Source organism: Bradyrhizobium sp. WSM3983 (assembly GCF_000473045.1).
In the GTDB taxonomy this organism is placed as follows: Bacteria; Pseudomonadota; Alphaproteobacteria; order Rhizobiales; family Xanthobacteraceae; genus Bradyrhizobium.
Genome location: NZ_AXAY01000004.1, coordinates 55,482 through 77,417, shown reverse-complemented (window position 1 = coordinate 77,417; position 21,936 = coordinate 55,482). Strand labels below are relative to the sequence as shown.

The window sequence follows — 21,936 nt, the reverse complement described above, 5'->3', positions numbered from 1 at the left end:
CCAATTACTTCGTGCGCAGAACTTCGACGCCGGGCAGGGGCTTGCCCTCCATCCATTCAAGAAATGCGCCACCGGCGGTCGAGACATAGGTGAACTGACCGGCCACATGGGCCTGGTTGAGGGCCGCAACGGTGTCGCCGCCGCCGGCGATCGAGATCAGCTGTTTCGCCTTGGTACGCTCGGCGGCATGCTTGGCGGCCGCCATCGTGCCGCGGTCGAACGGCTGCATTTCGAAGGCGCCGAGCGGCCCGTTCCAGACCAGCGTCGCGGCATCGTCGATGGCGGCGTGGATGCGCGCGATCGATTGCGGACCGACGTCCAGGATCATGCCGTCGGCCGGGATCGCATCGAGGCCGTAGGCGTGCGAGGGCGCGTTGGCGGCGAAATGATAGGCGACCGTGGCGTCGACCGGCAGGATGATGGCGCAGTTGGCGGCTTCCGCCTTCTCCATGATGCGCAGCGCCGTGGGCGCGAGATCCTTCTCGGCCAGCGACTTGCCGACGCCGACGCCCTGGGCGTGCAGGAAGGTGTTGGCCATGCCGCCGCCGATCACGAGCGCGTCGACCTTGTTCACGAGGTTTTCGAGCAGGTCGATCTTGGTCGAGACCTTTGCGCCGCCGATGATCGCGATAACCGGCTTGGTCGGCGAACCCAGCGCCTTCTCCAGCGCATCGAGTTCGGCCTGCATGGTGCGGCCGGCATAGGCCGGCAGCTTGTGGCCGAGGCCTTCGGTCGAGGCGTGGGCGCGGTGTGCCGCGGAGAACGCGTCGCTGACCCAGATGTCGCCGAGCTTCGCCAGCTCCGCGACGAAAGCCGGATCGTTCTTTTCCTCTTCCTTGTGGAAGCGGGTGTTTTCCAGACAGAGGATGTCGCCATCCTTTAAGTCCGCCACAGCCCTGGCTGCGGGCTCACCGATGCAATCATCGGCGAAGGCGACGGGCTTATTCACGACCTTCGACAGCGCCTCGGCGACCGGCCTGAGCGAATCCTTCGCGTCGCGCCCCTTCGGCCGGCCGAAATGCGCAAGCAGGATGACCTTGCCGCCCTTGTCCGAGATTTCCGTGATGGTCGGCGCGACGCGCTCGAGCCGGGTCGCGTCACTGACGCGACCATTGTCCATGGGCACGTTGAGATCGACGCGCAGAAGTACGCGCTTGCCCTTCACGTCGACGTCGTCGAGGGTGCGGAATGATTTCGTCATTGGAGGCCCTTGTCCCGGGCGCACTGCGGCGCGCAGTGCCGCTGTGCAGAACCGGGACCCACGTTGCGGCGAGTCCCGCGGTTAAATGGGTCCCGGCTCTGCGACGCAGCGTTTCACGCTGCATCGCGTCCGGGACACGAGAGCGTTCTTAGATCACCTTCGCGATCGCAACGGCGGTGTCCGCCATGCGGTTCGAGAAGCCCCACTCGTTGTCGTACCAGGACATCACGCGCACCAGCGTGCCGTTCTGCACCTTGGTCTGGTCCTCGTGGAAGGTCGAGGAGTGCGGGTCATGGTTGAAGTCGATCGAGACGTTCGGCGCCGTGGTGTAGCCCAGGATGCCCTTGAGCTGCTGCTCGGAGGCGCGCTTCATCGCAGCGTTGATTTCCTTGGCGTCGGTGGCGCGCTTGGCGATGATCTTGAGGTCGATGACCGAGACGTTCGGGGTCGGCACGCGGATCGCGACGCCGTCGAGCTTGCCCTTCAGCTCGGGCAGCACGAGGCCGATCGCCTTGGCGGCGCCGGTCGAGGTCGGGATCATCGACATCGCAGCCGCGCGGCCGCGATAGAGATCCTTGTGCATCGTATCGAGCGTCGGCTGGTCGCCGGTATAGGCGTGGATCGTGGTCATGAAGCCGGTCTCGATGCCGACGAGGTCGTTCAGCACCTTGGCCACCGGCGCAAGGCAGTTGGTGGTGCAGGAGCCGTTGGAGATGATCAGATGATCCTTGGTCAGCGTCTCGTGGTTGACGCCGTAGACGATGGTGGCATCGGCGCCGTCAGCCGGCGCGGAGACCAGCACGCGCTTGGCGCCGGCGGTCAGATGCGCGGAGGCCTTGTCCTTGGCGGTGAAGATGCCGGTGCATTCCAGCGCGATGTCGACGCCGAGTTCCTTCCAGGGCAGCTTCGAGGGATCGCGCTCGGCGGTCACCTTGATCTTGCCGTTGCCGAGGCTGATCGAGTCACCATCGACGGTCACGGTGCCGGGGAAGCGGCCATGGACGCTGTCGAAGCGGAGGAGATGAGCATTGGTCTCGACCGGGCCGAGATCGTTGATGCCGACGACCTCGATGTCCTTGCGGCCGGACTCGGCGATAGCCCGCAGGACGTTGCGGCCGATGCGGCCAAAACCGTTAATTCCGACGCGGACTGCCATGTTTCGTCTCCTTATGACCGTTCAATGATGTGTTCAATAACCCCGACGATCCCGCACAACGCGCTTAGCGCGCCTGCGAGGGTTTTTTAGGGCGGACGCCCGGTTCGGCCGGGCGGTGCTTGATCATATGAGACGTTAGGTAGTCCTTTTTTTTGGCAAGCTCAACTCTTAGGAAACGCGCCTCAGCACAGCGTTAACCGCAGCCTCGGCGGTAATGCCGAAATGCTTGTAAAGGTCCTTCGCCGGCGCGCTCGCGCCGAAGGAATGCATGCCGATAAATTCGCCATCCTGGCCGATCACGGCATCCCAGCCCCAGCGCACCGCGGCTTCGATCGCGACCTTCACCGGCGCGTTGCCGATGATGGCGGCACGCTTGGCCTCTGGTTGCGCTAACAACAGCTCGAGCGAGGGCACCGAGACCACCCGCGACGGGATGCCGCGCTCGGCGAGCTGCTTTTGGGCGGCCACCGCGATCTCGACCTCGGAGCCGGACGCGAACAGCGTCGCCTTGGCTTCGCCTTGGGCTGCGACCAGCTCGTAGGCGCCGGTTTGGCAGGCGTTCTCATTGGCGGTGGTGCGGAGCTGCGGCAGGTTCTGCCGCGTCAACGCCAGCACCGTCGGACCGTCGATGCGGTTGAGCGCGAGCTCCCAGCACTCGGCGACTTCGATGGAATCGCAGGGACGGAACACGCGCATGTTCGGAATGGCGCGAAGCGCTGCGAGGTGCTCGACCGGCTGATGGGTCGGACCGTCTTCGCCGAGGCCGATGGAATCGTGCGTCATCACATAGACGACGCCGGCGCCCATCAGCGCGGCAAGGCGCATCGCGGGACGCGCATAGTCGGTGAACACCAGGAAGGTCGCGCCGTTCGGCGCGAAGCCGCCGTGCAGGAAGATGCCGTTCATCGCAGCACACATGCCGTGCTCGCGGATGCCGTAATGGACGAAGCGGCCCTTCGGCGTCTTGGCGGAGAAGGCAGTCGCCGACTTCGCCTTGTTGTTGTTGGAGCCGGTGAGGTCGGCGGAGCCTGCGAGGAATTCCATCGGCATTGCGCCGGCGATGACTTCGATCACCGCTTCCGAGGATTTGCGGGTGGCCGCAATCATCGGCTTTTCCAGCAGCTCCTTCTTGTACGCGCGCACGGCCTTTGCCAGCGAAGCCGGACGCTCATGGCGCAGGCGGCGCTCGAATTCGGCGCGCTTGCGGCTGCCGAGCTCCCCGAGCCGGCCCTCCCATTCCTGGCGTGCCGCGGCGCCGCGCGAGCCGGCTGCGCGCCAGGCCTTCAGCACGTCATCAGGCACCGAGAACGGCTCGAGCGAGATCCCGAGGTTTTCCTTGGCGGCCTTGAGCTCATCGGCGCCGAGCGCTTCGCCATGCGCCTTCGCGGTGCCGGCCTTATGCGGCGCGCCGAAGCCGATCGTGGTGCGGCAGGCGATCAGCGTCGGCTTGTTGGATTTTTGCGCGCGGGTGATCGCAGCGGCAATCGCGGCCTGGTCATGGCCGTCGATCTTCTCCGCAGCCCAGCCGCACGCCTTGAAGCGCTTCACCTGATCGACCGAGTCGGCGATCGAGGTCGGGCCGTCGATCGAGATGCCGTTGTCGTCGTAGAGCACGATCAGCTTGCCGAGCTTCCAGTGGCCGGCCATCGCGATCGCTTCCTGCGACACGCCCTCCATCAGGTCGCCGTCGGAGGCGAGCACGTAGGTGTGGTGGTCGACGATCTTCTTGCCGAACTCGGCGGCAAGCATCTTCTCGGCGAGCGCCATGCCGACTGCGGTCGAGATGCCCTGGCCGAGTGGGCCGGTGGTGGTCTCGATGCCCTTGGTGTGGAAGTTCTCGGGATGGCCCGGCGTCAGTCCGCCGAGCTGGCGGAACTGCTTGAGCTGGTCCAGCGTCATGTCGGCGTTGCCGGTCAAGTACAGCAGCGAGTAGAGCAGCATCGAGCCGTGGCCGGCCGAGAGCACGAAGCGGTCGCGGTCGGGCCAGTCGATGGCAGTGGCGTCGAATTTCAGGAATTGCGTGAACAGCACGGTAGCGACGTCCGCGGCGCCCATCGGCAGGCCGGGGTGGCCCGATTTCGCCTTCTCGACAGCGTCCATCGAGAGGCCACGGATCGCGTTGGCCATGCGGTTGGGGTCGACTTGCGTCATGTCTGAAATCCGTCTGAAATGAGGCGCTTGGCGGTGGTGCGGGCCGCGCGGGGAAGGCTGGCGGCCGCTGAAGATCGGGGCTGGGATAGCACCTCGGTTCCGGGAGTCCAAGGCAATCAAACGCCGGTTTCGCCGTAAAAGTTGCTTAGCAGTGCATAGTTTCGCGGCGGCGTTGCGCTCGGCTAGCTTGCCACGTAAATTTCTGCTTCTAACCGCTTGCCGAACCGAGTCTTTTGCCGGGCGGCAAGCTCCAGGAAAAGCCCCACGGGCAAGGCCACAGGTTCCGCCGCTGACTGCATGAACGATCGCGTTTCCAACAGCTCTGCCATGACGGAGTCCTCTGCAGTCGAGATCGAGATCGCGACCCGCAGGCTCACGGCGGCGCTCGATGCGCTCGAGAGCGCGGTCGAGCGACGACGCGATGCCGACCGCGACGAGAATGAGCTCGCGACTCGGATTCAGGCGTTGGGCGCAGACCGTTCGCGGCTTGCCGATGAGCTCGACGGCGCGCTGGTGAAGGCGCGCAAGCTCGAGCGCACCAATCGCGAGATCTCCGACCGGCTGGATTCCGCAATCGTCACGATACGTTCGGTGCTCGATACCGGAGAGGACGGATGAGCCACATCAACGTCACCATCAACGCCCGGCAATACCGCATGGCCTGCGAGGAAGGCCAGGAAGTACGGTTGTTGAAGCTCGCCGAAAGCCTGGAGACCCGGATTCAGTCGTTGCGCGGAAAATTCGGCGAGATCGGCGATGCGCGCCTCACCGTAATGGCGGCGCTCACCGTCTGCGACGAGCTGGTCGACGCCGGCAACCGCATCCGCACCATGGAGCAGGAGCTGACCGAGCTGCGGGATTTCCGCAACGCCGCCGTCGAGCGTGCCCGGATGACCCAGACCGCGGTGGTCAACGCGCTGAACGCAGCCGCCGAACGCATCGAGAAGTCGACCCAGGTCTTGAACCGCACCGTCGGCAACGGAATCGCCATCGGGTAAGCGCCGCCAAGACGCGATCAATTGTGGTCCTCGATGGAGCTGCGGGCTCAACCTCTCCCGCTTGCGGGAGAGGTCGGCGCAGAGCGCCGGGTGAGGGCTCTCACCTCTTGGGGGTTCTCGCCCGAGGAGACACCCTCTCCCCAACCCTCCCCCGCAAGCGGGGGAGGGAGCGCACTTCCGCCGCGGCGGCAGGGAAGTCTGATCTCATTGCGAAGCTCCGCCTTTGCGATCGTGCTGGCGATTCGTCAGTATCGTTGTTACATTGCGCAAGCGAGGCTGCGACGCGCGTCCGGAGCCATATATCCCCGGGGCCTTATCGATCCTTTAGGGAACTGTCCCTGGCCGGGCCCGTGGGCCCGGACATATGGTGCCCACCTACTTTCGTAGGGAACTCCGGGATCGAGTGCTTCAACGGCGTCTGCGGCTTCGCGCTTCTGTTTGCTTCTGGTTCGTGGCCGTCGAATTGCGTCCCTGATACGCTTGCGGTTCAGCTCAAGGTTCGGTGTCATGCCCCGGCTTGACCGGGGCATCCAGTACGCCGCGGCGTCGAGGTCTAAGCACTGGCGTCTCTGGAATACTGGATCGGCTCGCCCCAGTGCGCAATTGCGCACAAGGCGGGCGATGACAGCGGAGCAAGGCTCCGCCTTCGGAGCAAGCGCGCATGTCCAATTCGAAATCCGAACTCCGTGCCAAGGCCCTCGCGGCGCGCGACGCGCTGAGCGAGAAGAAGCGCACCACGGCCGCGACAAAACTCGCCAAGCGCGGGCTGCCATTCGAGCTGTTGCCCGGCAGCATCGTCTCCGGCTACTCCCCGATCCGCAGCGAGATCGATCCGATCCCGCTGATGAAGAAGCTCGCCGAAGAGGGCGCCAGGCTGGCGCTGCCCTGCATCACCGCGCGCGGCCAGGCGCTGATCTTCCGCATCTTCCATCCGAACGACCGCCTGATGCTCGGCCCCCTCGGCATTCCCGAGCCCTCGCCGGCCGCCGCCGAAGTCATTCCCGACATCATGCTGACGCCGCTCGCGGCGTTTGACCGTCTCGGCCATCGCATCGGCTATGGCGCGGGGCACTACGACTTCACCTTCGCGCATCTGCGCAAGGCCAAGAATATCGTCGGCATCGGGCTCGCTTTTGCCGCGCAAGAGATCAAGGCGGTTCCGGCACTAGCCCACGACGTGGCGCTGGATTATGTGCTAACGGAATCGGACGTTTTCGATTTCCGGAGTTCTGAAGTTGCGCATTCTCTTCGTGGGTGATGTCGTCGGCCGTAGCGGCCGCAACGCCATCGCCGAATATCTGCCCGGCATGGTCAAGGACTGGTCGCTGGATTTCGTCGTCGTCAACGGCGAGAATTCGGCCGCAGGCTTCGGCATCACCGAGGCGATCTATCAGGAATTTCTCGATGCCGGCGCCGATGCGGTGACGCTCGGCAATCACTCCTGGGACCAGCGCGAGGCGCTCGTATTCATCGAGCGCGCCGAGCGCCTGGTGCGGCCGGCGAACTATCCGCGCGGCACGCCCGGCCGGGGCGCCGCCTTGGTCGAGACCAAGAACGGCAAGCATGCGCTCGTCGTCAACGCTTTGGGGCGCGTCTTCATGACCCCGTTCGACGATCCCTTTGCCGCGCTTGAGCGTGAGCTCGGCGCCTGTCCGCTCGGCGTTGCTGCGGACGCCATCGTCGTCGACTTCCATTGCGAGGCGAGCAGCGAGAAGCAGGGCATCGGCTTCTTCTGCGACGGCCGCGCCAGCCTCGTCGTCGGCACGCACACGCATGTGCCGACCGCCGATCATCAGATTCTCACCGGCGGCACCGCCTACATGACCGACGCCGGCATGACCGGCGACTACGACTCCATCATCGGCATGCAGAAGGAAGAGCCGCTGCGGCGGTTCACGTCGGGGATTCCGTCGGGCCGCTTCGAGCCGGCCGCGGGCGTCGCGACACTGAGCGGCGTCGCGGTGGAGACTGATGATGCAACTGGGCTTGCGCTACGGGTTGCGCCTGTGCGCATAGGCGGCCGGCTCGAGCCGGCGACGCCGAGGTTCTGGTTGAGCTAGCCCAAAAACTCAGTGTCGTCCCGGCGAAGGCCGGGACCCATACCGCGTGATCCATCGATCGCGGATGGTGCCAGTCCCTAACGACCAGTCTTCGCCAAACGGCTGCCTGTGGCTATGGGTCCCGGCCTTCGCCGGGACGACCCAGAGAGAACGACGCGCACGATTACGCGTCAATCTCGTCGTACACTACTCCGCCGTCTGCTCCCGCAACTCGGCCACATCCTTCGCCGTGAGCTTCGAGCCCTTCGTGCCGAACCGCGCCGTGACGTAGTTCGCCACCGCTGCGATCTCGTCGTCGGTGTAGGCCTCGCCGAACGCCGGCATCGACAGCGCGCCGTCGGGTGTGTGGCGCTTGGTGCCTGACAGCACGATCTGCGCGACGTTGGTGGCGGCGGGGTCGTTGACGGCCCAGGTGCCGGTCAGCGTCGCCGTCGGCGACACCGGGCTTTCGCCGCTCCAGCCGTGGCAGCTGGCGCAGGCGCTGGCGAACACCTTCTTGCCGCGGGCGTCCGCCGTGACGCCGTCCTTGTGCGAGGCGGGCGCGACGGGCGCCGTGGTGGCCGGCAGGTCGGGCGAGGCGACCTGTGGCACGCTACGCAAATACGCAACGATGGAGCGGATGTCCTCCGGCGCAAACTGGCTGAAGCTGTGGTCGACCGCTTCGCCCATGGGACCCGAGGCCGAGCCATGGCCCGGCGCGTGGCCGAGCGACAGATACGCGATCAGATCCTCATCACGCCAATTGCCGAGGCCAGTGGCCTTGTCGGAGGAGATGTTGAAGGCGTGCCAGCCGGCGGTGATGGCGCCGGCGAACTTCTTGCGGTTGTCGAGCGCAAAGCCGAGATTACGTGGCGTGTGGCATTCGCCGCAATGCGCCAGCGCTTCGGCCAGATACGCGCCGCGATTCCACTCCGGGCTCTTCGACGCATCAGGTGCAAAGCGCGTGTCCGGGTTGAACACGGCCGACCAGAACATCATCGCCCAGCGCTGGTTGAACGGGAACGACAGCGTGTTCTCAGGTGCCTTGGCGCGCACCGCCGGCAGGCTGAACAGATAGGCCTTCACCGCCAGCACGTCCTCGTCGCTCATGTAGGTGTAGGACGTGTAGGGCATCGCCGGATAGAGCCGGGCACCGTCATGACGCTTGCCGCGCTGGACGGCGTTGAGGAAGTCCTGGTCGCTGTAATTGCCGATGCCGGTGTCCTTGTCCGGCGTGATGTTGGTGGAATAGAGCGTGCCGAACGGCAGCTTGAACCCGAGCCCGCCGGAATAATCCTTCTCGCCGGGCTTGGTGTGGCAGACCATGCAGTCGGCCGCCTTCGCCAGATATTCGCCGCGTTCGACCAGGCTTGCCTTCTCGAGCTTGGCCGGCACGCCCGTAGGCTTGCCGGCGCGGTAATCGGCCAGCGCCACCTTGGTGCCGCCGGCGAAATCGAGCGGACCAGGTCCGCGGATGATAAAGACGCCGAGCGCCACCGCGACGATGGCGATCACGACGAGGCTTGCGAGGATACGCATTGCCCTGCTCATGCTTTCCTCCCGGCAGCCAGCAGTTTCCGATCGATCGGCAGGCGCCGCAGCGCCACGCCGGTTGCGGCGTAAATCGCGTTGCGTAGTGCCGGCGGTCCGGCATTGACGCCGGCCTCGCCGATGCCGCCGGGCGCCTCGCCGCTCTTGACGACGATGACCTCGATCTTCGGGGTCTCGTTGATACGCATCATGCGATAATCGTGGAAATTCGACTGCTGCACGCGGCCCTTGTCGATGGTGATCTCGCCGTAGAGCGCTGCGGTCAGGCCGAAGATCAGCCCGCCTTCGATCTGTGCCTTCACCGTATCGGGGTTGACCGCGATGCCGGTATCGACCACCGAAGTGACGCGGCGCAGCACGATCTCGCCGATGTCGTCGATCTCTGCTTCCACCACGGTCGCGAGATAGCTCCCAAACGACGGCTGCACGCAGACCCCGCGGCCGACGCGCGGCGGCAACGGCTCGCCCCATCCGGATCTTTCCGCGACAAGATTCAGCACAGCCAGCGCGCGTGGGTTCTTTGTCAGATTGGCGCGGCGGAATTCGACTGGGTCCTTTCCGGCCTTGCGCGCCAGCTCGTCCATCGCGCATTCGAACGCGAACACGTTGTTGTTCGGGCCGACGCCGCGCCAGAAGCCGGTCGGCACCGCTGGCGGTTCGGCGCGGACGTATTCGACGTGGAAGTTGGGAAAGTCGTAGGGCATGTCCGCCGCGGCATCGACTGCGTCGATATCGATGCCCTTCTGGAATGCCGGCGGCAGCCAGCGTGCAATCACGGCCGAGCCGGCGATCTTGTATTTCCAGGCCGACACCTTGCCATCGACCAATGTCGCGGTGACCTGGTCGCGATAGACCGGGCGGTAGACGTCGTGCTGGATGTCCTCTTCGCGAGTCCAGATCACCTTGACGGGATAGTCGACCTGCTTGGCGATCTTCACCGCGGTGACGACCATGTCCGGCTCGAGCTTGCGGCCGAAACCGCCGCCGAGCAGGTGGTTGTTGACGATCACCTTGTCGACGGGAACGCCGGCGGCGTTCGCCGCTTCGGCCTGCACGCGCGTCATGATCTGCGTGCCGGTCCAGATTTCGCAGGCATCCGGCCTGACGTGAACGGTGGCGTTGACCGGTTCCATCGAGGCATGCGCCAGGAACGGCAATTCGAAGCTCGCTTCGAATTTGTCGCCGCTCGCGAGCCCCTTGGCGATGTCGCCGATCGATTTTGCGATCGCTCCGTCCTTCGCGCTGGCGGCGCGCAGATCCTGCCAGATGTCCTTGGTGCTGATCTCAGCGTTTGGTCCCTCGTTCCACTCGATCTTGAGCGCTTCGAGCCCCTTCTTGGCCGCCCACATGTGGTCGCCGATGACCGCAACCGTGTCATCGAGCACCACGATCTTGCGCACGCCCGGGATTTTCGTCGCCGCACTGTCGTCGACCTTGCCGACCTTGCCGCCGAACACGGGGCATGTCGCGACTGTCGCAATCTTCATGTTCGGCAGGATCGCATCGATGCCGTAGACGACCTTGCCGTTGACCTTGTCCGGCGTGTCGAGACGCTTCAGAGGTTGGCCGATATAGACGAAATCCTTGGGGTCCTTGACCGGGACATCCTTCGGCGGCGTTTGGCTCTGTGCGGCCAGTGCCAGTCCGCCATAGCCGAGCCTGCGGCCGCTTGCAGCGTGCACGACCTCGCCTTTCGACGCCGTGCAGCTCGCGGGCTCGACCTGCCACTGCGCGGCGGCAGCCTGTATCAGCATCGCGCGCGCGCTGGCGCCCGCTGCGCGCAGCGGCTTCCACCAGGCGCGAATCGAGGTCGAGCCGCCTGTGGCCTGCAAGCCGAACACAGGATTAGCGTAGAGCTCGTCGTTGGGCGGCGCATGCAGCACGGAGACCTTTGCCCAATCGGCATCCAGCTCTTCGGCCAGGATCATCGCAATCGAGGTGTAGACTCCCTGGCCCATCTCCACCTGCGGCATCATCAGGACGGTGCGGCCGGTCTCGTCGATGCGGATGAAGGCGTTGGGCGCGAACTTGCCGTCGGTCGTGTCCTTCGGCTGCTCCGGTTCGTTGACGGCGGCGCGCAGCGGCAGATGGAAGGCGAGCAGAAAGCCCGTGGCGAGGCCGCCGGTCAGAAGCGCGCGGCGGGAGACGTTTGGAAGAATCTTCTCGGTGATCATGGCGGACCTCACGACTGACGGCCGCTGGCGGCCTGCTTGATGGCCTCGCGAATGCGCACATAGGTGCCGCAGCGGCAGATGTTGCCGGCCATGGCGGCGTCGATGTCGGCATCATCGGGGTTCGGCGTTGTCGCCAGAAGTGCTGCGGCCGACATGATCTGGCCGGACTGGCAATAGCCGCACTGGATCACCTCGGCTTCGAGCCAGGCTTTCTGCACCTTCGCGCCTGACGGCGTGCTGCCCACATGTTCGATGGTGGTGATGGCGCGGTTCGCGACCGCGCTGACCGGCAGCACGCAGGAGCGCACCGCCTTGCCGTCGACATGCACGGTGCAGGCGCCGCATTGCGCGATGCCGCAGCCGAATTTGGTGCCGGTCATTCCGAGGATGTCGCGCAGCACCCACAGCAGCGGCATTTCGGGTGGCGCGTCGAAGGATTTCGTTTCGCCATTGATGGTGAGGTTAGTTGCCATATGCATCCCCTTCTTCGCCAGATCGCTTACGGCGATCTAGTTGGCGAACTCGCGCGCGACAATAGTCATACCGATGGCAAACGATGAAGCGTCGAAATTTCTGGCGATGCATATTTGCGCTGGCCACGCGTCAGGCCATGACGTTCACGAATTTGTGCGACGATCAGCGTGGCGCTTTTGGGTTATTTGATATGATAAGCGTCATTTTCTGACGCATTTTCATCACGTACGTCATTGATCGCCGCAGACGATCGTGCGATTGCGCAAAACCGTGCAAAGACGAAAGTCGTGCGATTGCGAAAGTCGGGTGATGCGAGCACCGCAGCGCTGCTGACGGGATCAATCGCAACGGCCAGCCGCCGGATAACCAACAAGTGCGATGATGGCATCGTGCCCCTGTTTTGCCCGACGGGTCAACGGCTACATTCAGTGCCTTGAAGCGAGATGCGCTGAACGGGATCGAGTTTGGCCGATCGCACGACTCTCTCCGTTCCTCAGGGGTGCTAGGCGAGTCTCATCGCATCATGCGCGATAAGCCATTGATTCCACGCGCCCCGGCTACTGTGCATGGGGTTGTTTTCGAGGTTTTTGATTCAGCCCTGCCGAAAACCCATCCGGAACGCGCCCCAGCGCTTGCCGCGGACCATGATCGGCGACGACAGATCCTTCATCAGCACGAACTGCCCACCGCCCATGTCGCGGCGATAGGTCTGCAACAGGAAGGGCTTTGTGTTGGCCGCGACCTTCTTCACCGCGCGATCGGTGAACAGGCGGCGATTGCGGCAATTGGCGTTATTCCAGACGGGGTCTTTGCCCTGCGGCAGCCGGTAGTTCGGATTGTGGGTCGGCAGGTAGCCGCCCTTGGCCCAGGCGACGCAAAATACGATGCGGGGATCGGACTTCTGGATCGGGTCCTGGATGGCGGGCAGCACGCGGTCGGTGAAGTCGACATAAGCGGTGTTGTACTGCTTGGGATCGGTGCCGGCGATCTCCCGGTAGTTCTCGTCCATGAGCTGGTCGAGCGTGATCTCGCCGCGATCGACCGCGGCCTCGAACTCGGCCGAGATCCGCTTGGCGGTGTCGACGACGACGCGGATCAGCGGCGCATCCGACGTCTCCACGCCGCTGTCGGCAATCAGTGCGATCAGCGCTTCGGACGTGTCGAGCAGTTTCGTCACGCGCTGATCGGCGTTCTTGAGATCGCGCGAGGAGAGGTCGACGCCCCTGGCGAGCTCGTTGAGCTCGTTGATGACGGTGTCGCAATGGCCGAGATTGGAGGTCGCCGCGCGCGTGACGCTGTCGATCTCGGCTTCCACCGAGGCAAAGCCCTGCTGGACGCGCGAGATGATGCCGGAGATCTGCTGGGCGCCTTCGCCGGCGGTCTTCGCGCGCTGGGATGCATCGCTGCTCTCGCTGATCAGGCCCTCGATCTGGCCGTCGAGATCGCGCACGGTGTCGGAGATCTGGTGCGTGGCCTGCCGGGTGGCCTCCGCGAGATTCTTGACCTCGCTTGCGACCACGGCGAACCCGCGTCCGGCATTGCCGGCACGCGCTGCTTCGATCGTTGCGTTCAGCGCAAGCAGATTGGTCTGCTTGGCGATTGCTTCAATCGAGCCGGAGACCTTTGCGACCTGCGCCAGCGCCGAGCCGACGGCGCTCAGCCGCGCCTCGATCCGCTCCACCGCCGCGACGAGCTCGGAGATGTGACTGACCGCGGTGTCGACCGCGTTGCGCGACTGTGCGATCTCGCCGACTGCCGCTGATGTGGTCGATTGCACCGCCTGCGATGCGTTGGCGATGTCGTGGTTGGCGGAGACCATGGTCTCCGCCGTCTTCTGAAGGTGATGGAATCGCTCCGACTGGTTGGCGACGCGGTTGGCGACCTCCTGGACGTTGCCGGCGATGTCGGCGAGCTCGACGCCGAGGCCGCCGATGCGGTCGGCAAGCTGGTCGATCAGCCGTTCGGCGAGCGTCCGGTTGGATCCAGTGTCCATGACTGCTAGCTGGGCGAGGGACATTTACGGGCTTTCTCCAGTCGGAGCCGTTCGCCGGCCCTCCGCGGCATTCCCATTCCAACTTCACCTAAAGGCGTGATTCGCGCCCGGCGTCTTGCCTGAGCGTGCACTACAGCTTGTAAGCCGTGCGAAATCCGCCCCAGTGCCGGCCCTGCACGCGGATCGGGACGTCAATCTCACGCATCATTACCGTGTTGCCATTGCCCATGTCGCGCGCATAGCTCTGGATCAGGTACGAGCGCAAATTGTGCGCCGCGGCCAACCCCGCCGGATCGTTGAAGATGCGGCGGTTGCGGCTGTTGGCCATGTTCCAGGCGGTGTCGCCCGGCCGCTGCGGATGCGAATAGATCTTGTTGTGGACCGGCAGGAAGCCATTGCGATCCACCATGGCGCAGAACGCCATGCGCGGCTCCTTGGCGAGAAAGGCTTCCTGGAACGGCGGCAGCGCGCGGTCGGCCCAGTCCAGATATTTTGTGCGGTATTGCTGCGGATTGGTGCCGGCGATCTCCGCGTAGTCGGTGTCGAAGAGGTCATCGATCCTGACCTCGCCGCGCGCGACCGCCTGCTCGAAAATCCGGGTCAGCGCGGTGCCCGCCTCCATCGCGCGGGTGACGAACTCCGTGTTCTCCTCGTGAATCGACCAGAGCTTGTCTTCGACCTTCTCGCGTTGCGCGGCATTGGGGTTGACGAATTGCGTGCGGGCGCCGGCCCTGGATTGCTCGATCACGCGCAGGCGGCAGGCGCCGACGTCATCGAGGGTGCCGTCGATGATCGCCTGCAATGCGAGCCGGCTCGCCTCCGTGCCGCCGATCAGCACGCCGTCCATCGCGATCTCGTAGACGGGCAGCACGCCGCGCGGGGTTTCGAATTTGAGATGGCAGGGCAACCGTTCGGTCTTGCGGCGATCGTCGTGCTCGCTCTGGCGGAGCAGTACGGCGCAGCGCGATTTCAGCTTCTGGGCAAAAGTCGTCACGGCCTTGCCGGCGCTGGCGACGTTCTCGCCATGGGTCTCGGCCGCCTTGGTCGCGGCGTCGATCTCGGCCGCGCTTTCGCCGACCGAGACGATGAATTGCGATGCGCTGGTCGCGTTGCCGGAGACCTCGCTGGTGGTGGCGTTCTGCTCGGCCACCGCGCCGTTGACGGTGTCGAACACCGGGCGGATCGCCTCGATCGCCTGCGAGATCCGGTGCACGGCGTCGGCGGAGCCTGCGGCATCGCGCTGGAGGGCGTCGATCTTTTTGGAGATCTCCTCGGTCGCGCCCTGGGTCTGCACCGCGAGCGCCTTGACCTCGGTGGCAACGACCGCAAAGCCCTTGCCGGCGGCACCGGCGCGCGCGGCCTCGATGGTGGAGTTGAGCGCGAGCAGCGTGGTCTGCCGCGCGATCTGGGCGATCAGATTGACGACATTGCCGATCGCAGCGGAGGACTCTCGCAGACGGTCGACATTGGCGCGCGCCTCTTGCGCGGCGGCGCTGGCCTGGTCGGCGAGCTTGCCGGCCTCACGGACCTGCGCGCCGATGCCTTGCGCGGATTGGGTAAACTTGTCGGCGGCATGGGCAAAGCTCGAAGCGTTCGACTGGGCGGCATTGGTCCGCCCGGTCAGCGCGTCGGTCCGCTGGCGGATATCGGCGAGCGTCGCCGCCGTTGCCTCGGCGCCGCCGGCCACCGAATTGGCGGCGCGCTCGAGCTGGCGGATCATGGCGCCGAGCTCGAGTTCCAGCAGTTCCAGGATTTCCCGGGCCGAATCGACCTCGGCGGCCGGAGCGGGCGCGGCCGCCGGCTGCGCGGCCCGCGGGGCTGCCGCTGGTGCGGCCATGTCCGGCCGGCGCTTCCGAAATAATGCGAACGCCATTGGGTCTACTCTTGTGGACAGATGGGCGGACGCTATTTTCGCAGGCCGGAATGAAATCAGGGTTAACGATGCCTGACTTCTGGGCACGGGCTCACTACGGTATTACCTTAAAGTATGAGAGGCTCTTTCATTCCGGTGGGTTGGCGGCCTATAAGGCCGCGCTTCCCCACGCTCACCTTTGGCGCACGAATCCCTAGAGAAGATACGCATGGCCGGACATTCCCAATTCAAGAACATCATGCACCGCAAGGGGCGGCAGGATGCCCAGAAGTCGAAGCTGTTCGGCAAGCTGGCGCGGGAAATCACCGTCGCGGCCAAGCTCGGGACGCCCGACCCCAACATGAACCCTCGCCTGCGCGCGGCCATCATCGCGGCACGCCAGGAGAACATGCCGAAGGATAATATCGAGCGCGCCGTCAAGAAAGCGCTCGGCAATGAGGGCGAGAACTATGACGAGATCCGCTACGAGGGCTACGGCCCCGGTGGCGTCGCGGTCATTGTCGAGGCCCTGACCGACAACCGCAACCGCGCCGCCTCCGACATCCGCTCCTTCTTCACCAAATCCGGCGGCAATCTCGGCGAAACCGGCTCGGTGTCCTTCATGTTCGACCGCACCGGCATCATCGAATACGACCGCAGCGTCGCCGATGACGATTCGGTGCTGGATGCCGCGATCGAGGCCGGCGCCGACGATGTGGTCTCAGGCGAGGGCGGTCACGAAATCTACGCCTCGACCGAAGGCTATCGCGATGTCGCCAAGGCGCTGGAAGCCAAGTTCGGCGAGCCGCGGAAGGCTGCGCTGATCTGGAAGCCGCAAAACACCGTCGCGGTCGACGACGAGACCGGCGAGAGGCTCTTGAAGCTGATGGACCTGCTCAACGAGCACGACGACGTCCAGAACGTCTACGCCAATTTCGAGATTTCGGACGCGCTGGTCGCGAAGATGGGCGGCTAGGGCCGCGCGACCGCCTTTCTCCGGGGACTTCTGTTCTGTTTCTGTTTCGCTATCATGGGCCAACCGCTATCACTGGCCCATGACCGCGCTCCCGATTCGCCAACCTGTTCGCATCATCGGTATCGACCCCGGCCTGCGCCGCACCGGCTGGGGGGTGATCGAGGCCGACGGCAATCGCCTGATCTACGTCGCCTGCGGTTCGGTGGAACCGCCGGACGATTTGCCGCTGTCGAGCCGGCTGCTGGCGATCCATGAGGGGCTCGCGGCCATTCTCTCCAACCATCAGCCGATGGAAGCGGCGGTCGAACAGACCTTCGTGAACAAGGACGGCGTCGCGACGCTGAAGCTCGGCCAGGCCCGCGGTGTCGCCATGCTGGCGCCCGCAATGTTCGGCATCTCTGTCGCCGAATACGCGCCGAACCAGGTGAAGAAGACGGTGGTCGGCGCCGGTCACGCCGACAAGCAACAGATCGCGATGATGCTGAAGATCTTGCTGCCCAAGGCCGAGCCGCCGTCGGCGGACGCGGCGGACGCGCTCGCCATCGCCATCACCCACGCCCATCACCGCCAGAGCACGGCGCTTCGGCTGAAGGTAGCCGGACTATGATCGGCAAGCTCAAGGGTCTGATCGATTCCTACGGAGAGGATTATGTCCTCCTCGAAGTCGGTGGCGTCGGTTATCAGGTGCATTGCTCGGCGCGCACGTTGCAGCATCTGCCGGCGCCCGGCGAGGCCGCCGTGCTGTCGATCGAGACCTATGTCCGCGAGGACCAGATCAAGCTGTTCGGCTTCCGCACCGACCAGGAGCGCGAATGGTTTCGCCTGCTCCAGACCGTGCAGGGCGTCGGTGCCAAGGTCGCTCTCGCGGTGCTCGGCACGCTGGCGCCGGCCGATCTCGCCAATGCGATTGCCCTCCGCGACAAGGCCGCGGTGGCGCGCACTCCCGGCGTCGGCCCCAAGGTCGCCGAGCGCATCGTCACCGAATTGAAGGACAAGGCGCCGGCCTTCGCCAATGTCGATCCCGCCGTCGTGCATCTCGCCGGCGCCGTCGACGAGCAGCGCGCGCCGCGACCGGTGGCGGACGCGATCTCGGCGCTGGTCAATCTCGGCTACGGCCAGCCGCAGGCCGCCGCGGCGATCGCCTCGGCCTCACGCAGCGCGGGTGAGAATGCGGAGACGGCTCAGCTCATTCGCCTCGGCCTGAAGGAGCTCGCGAAGTGAGCGCGTCAATGGTCAGTCTCGTAGCGTGGGCAAAGCGAAGCGTGCCCACCATCTGTGGAACGATCGGAGACGTGGTGGGCACGGCGCGAAGGGCGCCTTTGCCCACCCTACGAGGAGTTCGCTGAGTGAGCGATCCCAGGGCCAACCGCATGGTCACACCCGAGCGTCGCAGCGACGATGTCGGCGACACCGCGCTGCGTCCGCAATCGCTGTCCGACTTCGTCGGCCAGCAGCAGGCGCGCAAGAACCTCTCGATCTTCATCGAGGCGGCACGCAAGCGCGGCGAGGCGCTGGATCACGTGCTGTTCGTCGGTCCGCCTGGCCTCGGCAAGACCACGCTGGCGCAGATCGTGGCCAAGGAGCTCGGCGTCGGCTTTCGCGCCACGTCGGGGCCGGTGATCGCCAAGGCCGGCGATCTCGCCGCTTTGCTGACCAATCTCGAAGAGCGCGATGTGCTCTTCATCGACGAGATCCATCGCCTCAGTCCCGCGGTGGAAGAGGTGCTCTATCCCGCGATGGAGGATTTTCAGCTCGACCTCATCATCGGCGAGGGGCCGGCGGCGCGCTCGGTCAAGATCGAGCTGTCGAAATTCACCCTCGTCGGCGCCACCACGCGCGCCGGCCTGCTCACCAATCCCCTGCGCGATCGGTTCGGCATTCCGGTTCGCCTCAACTTCTATACGATCGAGGAGCTGGAGAGCATCGTCACCCGCGGCGCGCGCGTGCTCAATGTCGGCATGAGTGCGGATGGCGCCAACGAGATCGCGCGCCGCGCCCGCGGCACGCCGCGCATCGCCGGCCGCCTGTTGCGCCGCGTGCGCGACTTCGCTTCGGCGGCCGATGCCGACAAGATCGACCGCAAGATCGCCGACCACGCGCTCAGTGCGCTCGAGGTCGACGCCGCCGGTCTCGACGCCATGGACCGCCGCTACCTCACGACTATCGCGCAAAACTACGGCGGCGGCCCGGTCGGCGTGGAGACGATGGCGGCCGCGCTGTCAGAGCCGCGCGATGCGATCGAGGACATCATCGAGCCCTATCTCATTCAGTGCGGCTATCTCCAGCGCACGCCGCGCGGCCGTCTGCTCACCTCGCACGCCTTCCGCCATCTCGGCATCGCCGAACCGTCGCGCGATGCGGCGGCCCAGTTCGGCCTGTTCGGCACCGACGAAAGCGACGAGTGATCCGCGCCAGCGCGCATTGCTCTGTTGTCATGAACTTCCGGTAATCTCCGTGCAGATGATCTGCACAAGCGCACCCCAATTCCGCTCCAATCGGGCCGCATCACGGAAGCGCATCAGCAGCGGGCTCCCATGATCTCTCGGCGTCATCTCATTCGTACTGTCGGCGGACTTTCCGCGCTCGGCATCTCGACGGCCGCCTATGGCGTTGGCGTCGAGCCGGAGCTGCGGCCGCGCATCACCCGATATCATCCGATGCCGCGGCAATGGCCAATGGATTTTCCGCTGAAGATCGCCGTCATCGCCGACATCCATGCCTGCGATCCCTGGATGTCGCTGGATCGGATCGAGGCCATCGTTGAGCGCACCAACGCGCTGAACGCCGACCTCGTCGTCCTGCTCGGCGACTATGTCGCCGGTCACCACCATGTCACGCGCATCATCCCGGCCGATGAATGGGCGGGGGTTCTGACCGGCCTCAGGGCGCCGCTCGGCGTTCATGCCGTCATGGGCAACCACGACTATTGGGACGACAAGGTCGTGCAGCGGGCCGGGCGCGGGCCGACGGTCGCCCACCGTGCGCTGGAAGCGGCCGGCGTTCCCGTCTACGAGAACGACGTCGTGCGTCTCACCAAGGATGGTCGCCCGTTCTGGCTCGCCGGCCTCGGCGATCAACTCGCCTATGCGCCGTCGCAGCGCTACGGCCGCGCTCAGCGCTTCGGTGCCGACGATCTCACCGCGACGCTCGCAAAGGTCGCCGACGACGCGCCAATCATCCTGCTCGCGCATGAGCCCTATATCGCGACGCGCGTGCCCGCGCGTGTCGCTCTCCAGCTTTCCGGCCACACCCATGGCGGTCAGGTCCGCCTGTTCGGCTGGTCGCCGGCGCTTCCGCCGCAGCACGGCGTTCCGCTCGTCTACGGCCATCTGCGGCTGAAGTGCGACGTCATCATCTCCGGCGGCCTCGGTTGCAGCATCATGCCGGTCCGCGTCGGCATGCCGCCGGAGATCGTCGAGGTGACGCTGGGGCGGACGCCGGTGACAACTGTGTCCTAGCCACGCTTGCGCGGCCGGCCGTTTTTGCGCAAAACGGGCTGGTAGCGACAAGCGAAGAGGCTCGCGACGTGACAGCTCATCTCGACGGCGAGATCCGCGATGGCCGCCATCACATGCAGGTCCGCGTCTATTACGAGGACACGGATTTCCCTGACTGGACGGTGTCGTAATAGGCAGTGCTGATCGTTCCTGATTTCTCACGATCTTCTAAGAGTTTCATGCTGAAAAGGGCAGCGGCGTTCAGGTACGGTGTGTATTCGTAGGGCATCCGCTTGCGCACGGGATGCACTATAATGCAGTCGACCAAGTTACGGAAAGCGATGCGAGTTTCGATCGCCTTCGGATTTATCTTGAGCCCGGTGACCAGTCTCTTAGCTTCCGAACGGTATCGGTCACCGAACTTCGGGTGGTCGAACGAGATCACGTTTTCGCCACCATTGCCGAGCAAGCGCAAGCGTTCCTCGACAGTTTCCCGTTCCACATCGCAGTCATCTATCCGCTTGATCAACTCATTCGGTTTGCGACGGCTGTTTGCGATCGCATATGACAGGCGTTCGATCTCGGCATTCAGCACACGGCGCCGACGCTCCAGGCTAGAGCGTTCGCTGTCCTTTCGCTGATCGCTCTTCCGCTCCTCCTTCCAGGCACGCATCGCCTCTTCAATGGCTTTCGGCGAAAGCAATCTTACTTCCATTTTTTCGGCAACATCCTTCAGTAGAACGTCCATGTCAAAGCTGCGGGTATGCTCGCAGGTGCCTCGCTGATGCGCGTTGGCGCATGCGGCACGCGGCCCTCCATTCCGGGACGATTGAGCGATTCGCATGCGGCCGTTGCAGACACCGCACCGAAGGACTCCCGCAAGCGGGTGCTCGTTGTTGCGCGGGACCACAGGTCGGCGCCGCGGCTTGCCGGACGGCCCGAACATATGGATAGCGCGTTCATTGCGAACCTTCTGCGCGCTATCCCAGAGCGCTTGCGGAATAATCCGCAGCTCGGCGTTTTTGACGATGATGTGGCGTTCTTCGGGATTGCGGCGCTTCTGCTTCTTCTGCGTTTCCGGATTGAGAATTGTTGAGCGAACATTCCAATGTATCTCGCCGATATACAGCTCGTTGCCGATAATGCCGCGACCATGGCGACCGCCAGTGAAGCACTGATGATTCCAGGTGGTGCGACCAGCCTTGTTCTTGTGACGGGTAGCCCCAGGCGAGGGTACGCCTTCACGGGTAAGATCGGCGGCGATATCTCGCGTTGAACGGCCTGCCGTATACTCGATGAAGATGCGGCGCACGATCTTTGCTTCGCTCTCATCGATCATCCGCTCGCCAGGCACGCCCGGCCTTGGCCGATAACCATAGGCGTACGAGCCAGGAATTCTTCCGCTGTTGACGGCGTTATCATGCCCGCGCCGAACCTTGTCAGCAAGCTGCGGCTTGTAGATCGTATTGTAGAGACTCGCGATGCTGATGTCAGTTGCGGTCGCATAAACGCCTTTCTGATCCATCAGCTCAACGCGGTTGAACTCAAACACCTGCTTGAGACGCTGGATGGTGGCGGGATCGCGCGACAGGCGGTCGAAATGCTCGACGATGATCACGTCAAAGTCTTGCTTCCGCACACCATTGAGCAATCGCTGATAGCCATCGCGGGTATCCTCGGTAAGGCCAGACTTTGCAGCGTCGACAAATTCACCGACGACATCTAGGTCATTGCGTGCGGCGACCTTCCGGCAGAGTAATAGCTGACCGTCAATCGAGGTCACTTTTTGCATGTCGCTCGAATAGCGCGCGTATATCACGGCCCTCTTTTTTGGTGACGCTATCGCCATCCCGTTCCCCTATCCGCTGCTCCAAACCGCCTTTTTCATCCCGCGCAAGCTGCCGTCCGATGGCACGCGCCAGCTCAAGCCAAAC

19 protein-coding genes, 1 other RNA gene and 1 pseudogene are annotated in these 21,936 nt (G+C 64.6%); 11 read left to right on the top strand and 10 right to left on the bottom strand.

Annotated elements, in window-relative coordinates:
* Window positions 1-4: 4 nt before the first annotated feature.
* The 4 genes from pgk to YUA_RS49870 form a co-directional block, all read right to left on the bottom strand.
* Entirely contained in the window at window positions 5-1,201 is a 1,197-nt protein-coding gene (gene pgk / locus YUA_RS0107690; protein ID WP_027530140.1) for a phosphoglycerate kinase, read from the bottom strand.
* 148 nt (window positions 1,202-1,349) lie between these two features.
* Window positions 1,350-2,357 (bottom strand): type I glyceraldehyde-3-phosphate dehydrogenase, encoded by a 1,008-nt coding sequence (gene gap / locus YUA_RS0107685; protein ID WP_027530139.1) that lies wholly within the window; start codon window positions 2,355-2,357, stop codon window positions 1,350-1,352.
* A 168-nt stretch (window positions 2,358-2,525) separates the two neighbouring features.
* Entirely contained in the window at window positions 2,526-4,508 is a 1,983-nt protein-coding gene (tkt, locus tag YUA_RS0107680) for a transketolase (RefSeq protein WP_027530138.1), read from the bottom strand.
* 182 nt (window positions 4,509-4,690) lie between these two features.
* Window positions 4,691-4,837: a hypothetical protein gene (locus YUA_RS49870; RefSeq protein ID WP_156947079.1), complete on the bottom strand. Its 147-nt coding sequence runs from the start codon at window positions 4,835-4,837 to the stop codon at window positions 4,691-4,693.
* On the opposite strand from YUA_RS49870, the gene YUA_RS0107670 reads away from it, so the two are divergent.
* The 5 genes from YUA_RS0107670 (at window position 4,806) to YUA_RS0107655 (ending at window position 7,566) form a co-directional block, all read left to right on the top strand.
* The gene (locus YUA_RS0107670) at window positions 4,806-5,126 is read left to right on the top strand and encodes a DUF4164 domain-containing protein (protein WP_027530137.1); all 321 of its coding nucleotides are present in this window, start codon (window positions 4,806-4,808) and stop codon (window positions 5,124-5,126) included. The two genes, YUA_RS49870 and YUA_RS0107670, sit on opposite strands and share 32 nt — an antisense overlap.
* Window positions 5,123-5,506, top strand: coding sequence for a cell division protein ZapA (locus YUA_RS0107665; RefSeq protein WP_027530136.1), 384 nt, complete (start codon window positions 5,123-5,125; stop codon window positions 5,504-5,506). Before YUA_RS0107670 ends, YUA_RS0107665 begins: the two co-directional genes overlap by 4 nt.
* Before the next feature lie 270 nt (window positions 5,507-5,776).
* Window positions 5,777-5,937, top strand: a non-coding RNA gene (gene ssrS / locus YUA_RS47420) — 6S RNA.
* A 230-nt stretch (window positions 5,938-6,167) separates the two neighbouring features.
* Window positions 6,168-6,764 carry a 5-formyltetrahydrofolate cyclo-ligase gene (locus YUA_RS0107660; protein WP_027530135.1) on the top strand — a complete coding sequence of 199 codons (597 nt, stop codon included), beginning with the start codon at window positions 6,168-6,170 and terminating at the stop codon, window positions 6,762-6,764.
* Window positions 6,742-7,566, top strand: a complete 825-nt coding sequence (locus tag YUA_RS0107655; protein WP_027530134.1) for a TIGR00282 family metallophosphoesterase — start codon at window positions 6,742-6,744, stop codon at window positions 7,564-7,566. Before YUA_RS0107660 ends, YUA_RS0107655 begins: the two co-directional genes overlap by 23 nt.
* A gap of 186 nt (window positions 7,567-7,752) precedes the next feature.
* Here the strand turns inward: YUA_RS0107655 and YUA_RS0107650 are convergent, their stop codons facing one another.
* The 5 genes from YUA_RS0107650 to YUA_RS0107630 form a co-directional block, all read right to left on the bottom strand.
* Entirely contained in the window at window positions 7,753-9,096 is a 1,344-nt protein-coding gene (locus tag YUA_RS0107650) for a cytochrome c (protein ID WP_027530133.1), read from the bottom strand.
* Entirely contained in the window at window positions 9,093-11,270 is a 2,178-nt protein-coding gene (locus YUA_RS0107645; RefSeq protein WP_027530132.1) for a xanthine dehydrogenase family protein molybdopterin-binding subunit, read from the bottom strand. The genes YUA_RS0107650 and YUA_RS0107645 overlap by 4 nt, the downstream gene beginning before the upstream one ends.
* Before the next feature lie 8 nt (window positions 11,271-11,278).
* Entirely contained in the window at window positions 11,279-11,743 is a 465-nt protein-coding gene (locus tag YUA_RS0107640; protein WP_027530131.1) for a (2Fe-2S)-binding protein, read from the bottom strand.
* Between the two features lie 593 nt (window positions 11,744-12,336).
* A complete protein-coding gene (locus tag YUA_RS0107635) occupies window positions 12,337-13,761 on the bottom strand; it encodes a methyl-accepting chemotaxis protein (protein ID WP_027530130.1) in 1,425 nt (474 codons plus the stop codon).
* A 106-nt stretch (window positions 13,762-13,867) separates the two neighbouring features.
* Window positions 13,868-15,610 carry a methyl-accepting chemotaxis protein gene (locus YUA_RS0107630; RefSeq protein ID WP_027530129.1) on the bottom strand — a complete coding sequence of 581 codons (1,743 nt, stop codon included), beginning with the start codon at window positions 15,608-15,610 and terminating at the stop codon, window positions 13,868-13,870.
* 208 nt (window positions 15,611-15,818) lie between these two features.
* On the opposite strand from YUA_RS0107630, the gene YUA_RS0107625 reads away from it, so the two are divergent.
* The 6 genes and pseudogenes from YUA_RS0107625 to YUA_RS51555 all read left to right on the top strand — a co-directional run.
* Entirely contained in the window at window positions 15,819-16,565 is a 747-nt protein-coding gene (locus YUA_RS0107625; protein ID WP_027530128.1) for a YebC/PmpR family DNA-binding transcriptional regulator, read from the top strand.
* A 79-nt stretch (window positions 16,566-16,644) separates the two neighbouring features.
* Window positions 16,645-17,172, top strand: coding sequence for a crossover junction endodeoxyribonuclease RuvC (gene ruvC, locus YUA_RS0107620; protein ID WP_027530127.1), 528 nt, complete (start codon window positions 16,645-16,647; stop codon window positions 17,170-17,172).
* On the top strand, window positions 17,169-17,786 hold the full coding sequence (gene ruvA, locus YUA_RS0107615; RefSeq protein WP_027530126.1) for a Holliday junction branch migration protein RuvA: 618 nt from the start codon (window positions 17,169-17,171) through the stop codon (window positions 17,784-17,786). The genes ruvC and ruvA overlap by 4 nt, the downstream gene beginning before the upstream one ends.
* A gap of 125 nt (window positions 17,787-17,911) precedes the next feature.
* On the top strand, window positions 17,912-18,970 hold the full coding sequence (gene ruvB, locus YUA_RS0107610) for a Holliday junction branch migration DNA helicase RuvB (RefSeq protein ID WP_027530125.1): 1,059 nt from the start codon (window positions 17,912-17,914) through the stop codon (window positions 18,968-18,970).
* Between the two features lie 129 nt (window positions 18,971-19,099).
* Entirely contained in the window at window positions 19,100-20,023 is a 924-nt protein-coding gene (locus YUA_RS0107605) for a metallophosphoesterase (RefSeq protein ID WP_027530124.1), read from the top strand.
* A gap of 38 nt (window positions 20,024-20,061) precedes the next feature.
* A pseudogene (locus tag YUA_RS51555) lies at window positions 20,062-20,172 on the top strand (acyl-CoA thioester hydrolase); the annotation flags it as partial.
* Here YUA_RS51555 and YUA_RS0107595 read toward each other — a convergent pair.
* Window positions 20,154-21,851 carry a recombinase family protein gene (locus YUA_RS0107595; RefSeq protein ID WP_027530123.1) on the bottom strand — a complete coding sequence of 566 codons (1,698 nt, stop codon included), beginning with the start codon at window positions 21,849-21,851 and terminating at the stop codon, window positions 20,154-20,156. The pseudogene YUA_RS51555 and the gene YUA_RS0107595 overlap by 19 nt on opposite strands.
* Window positions 21,852-21,936: the final 85 nt, after the last annotated feature.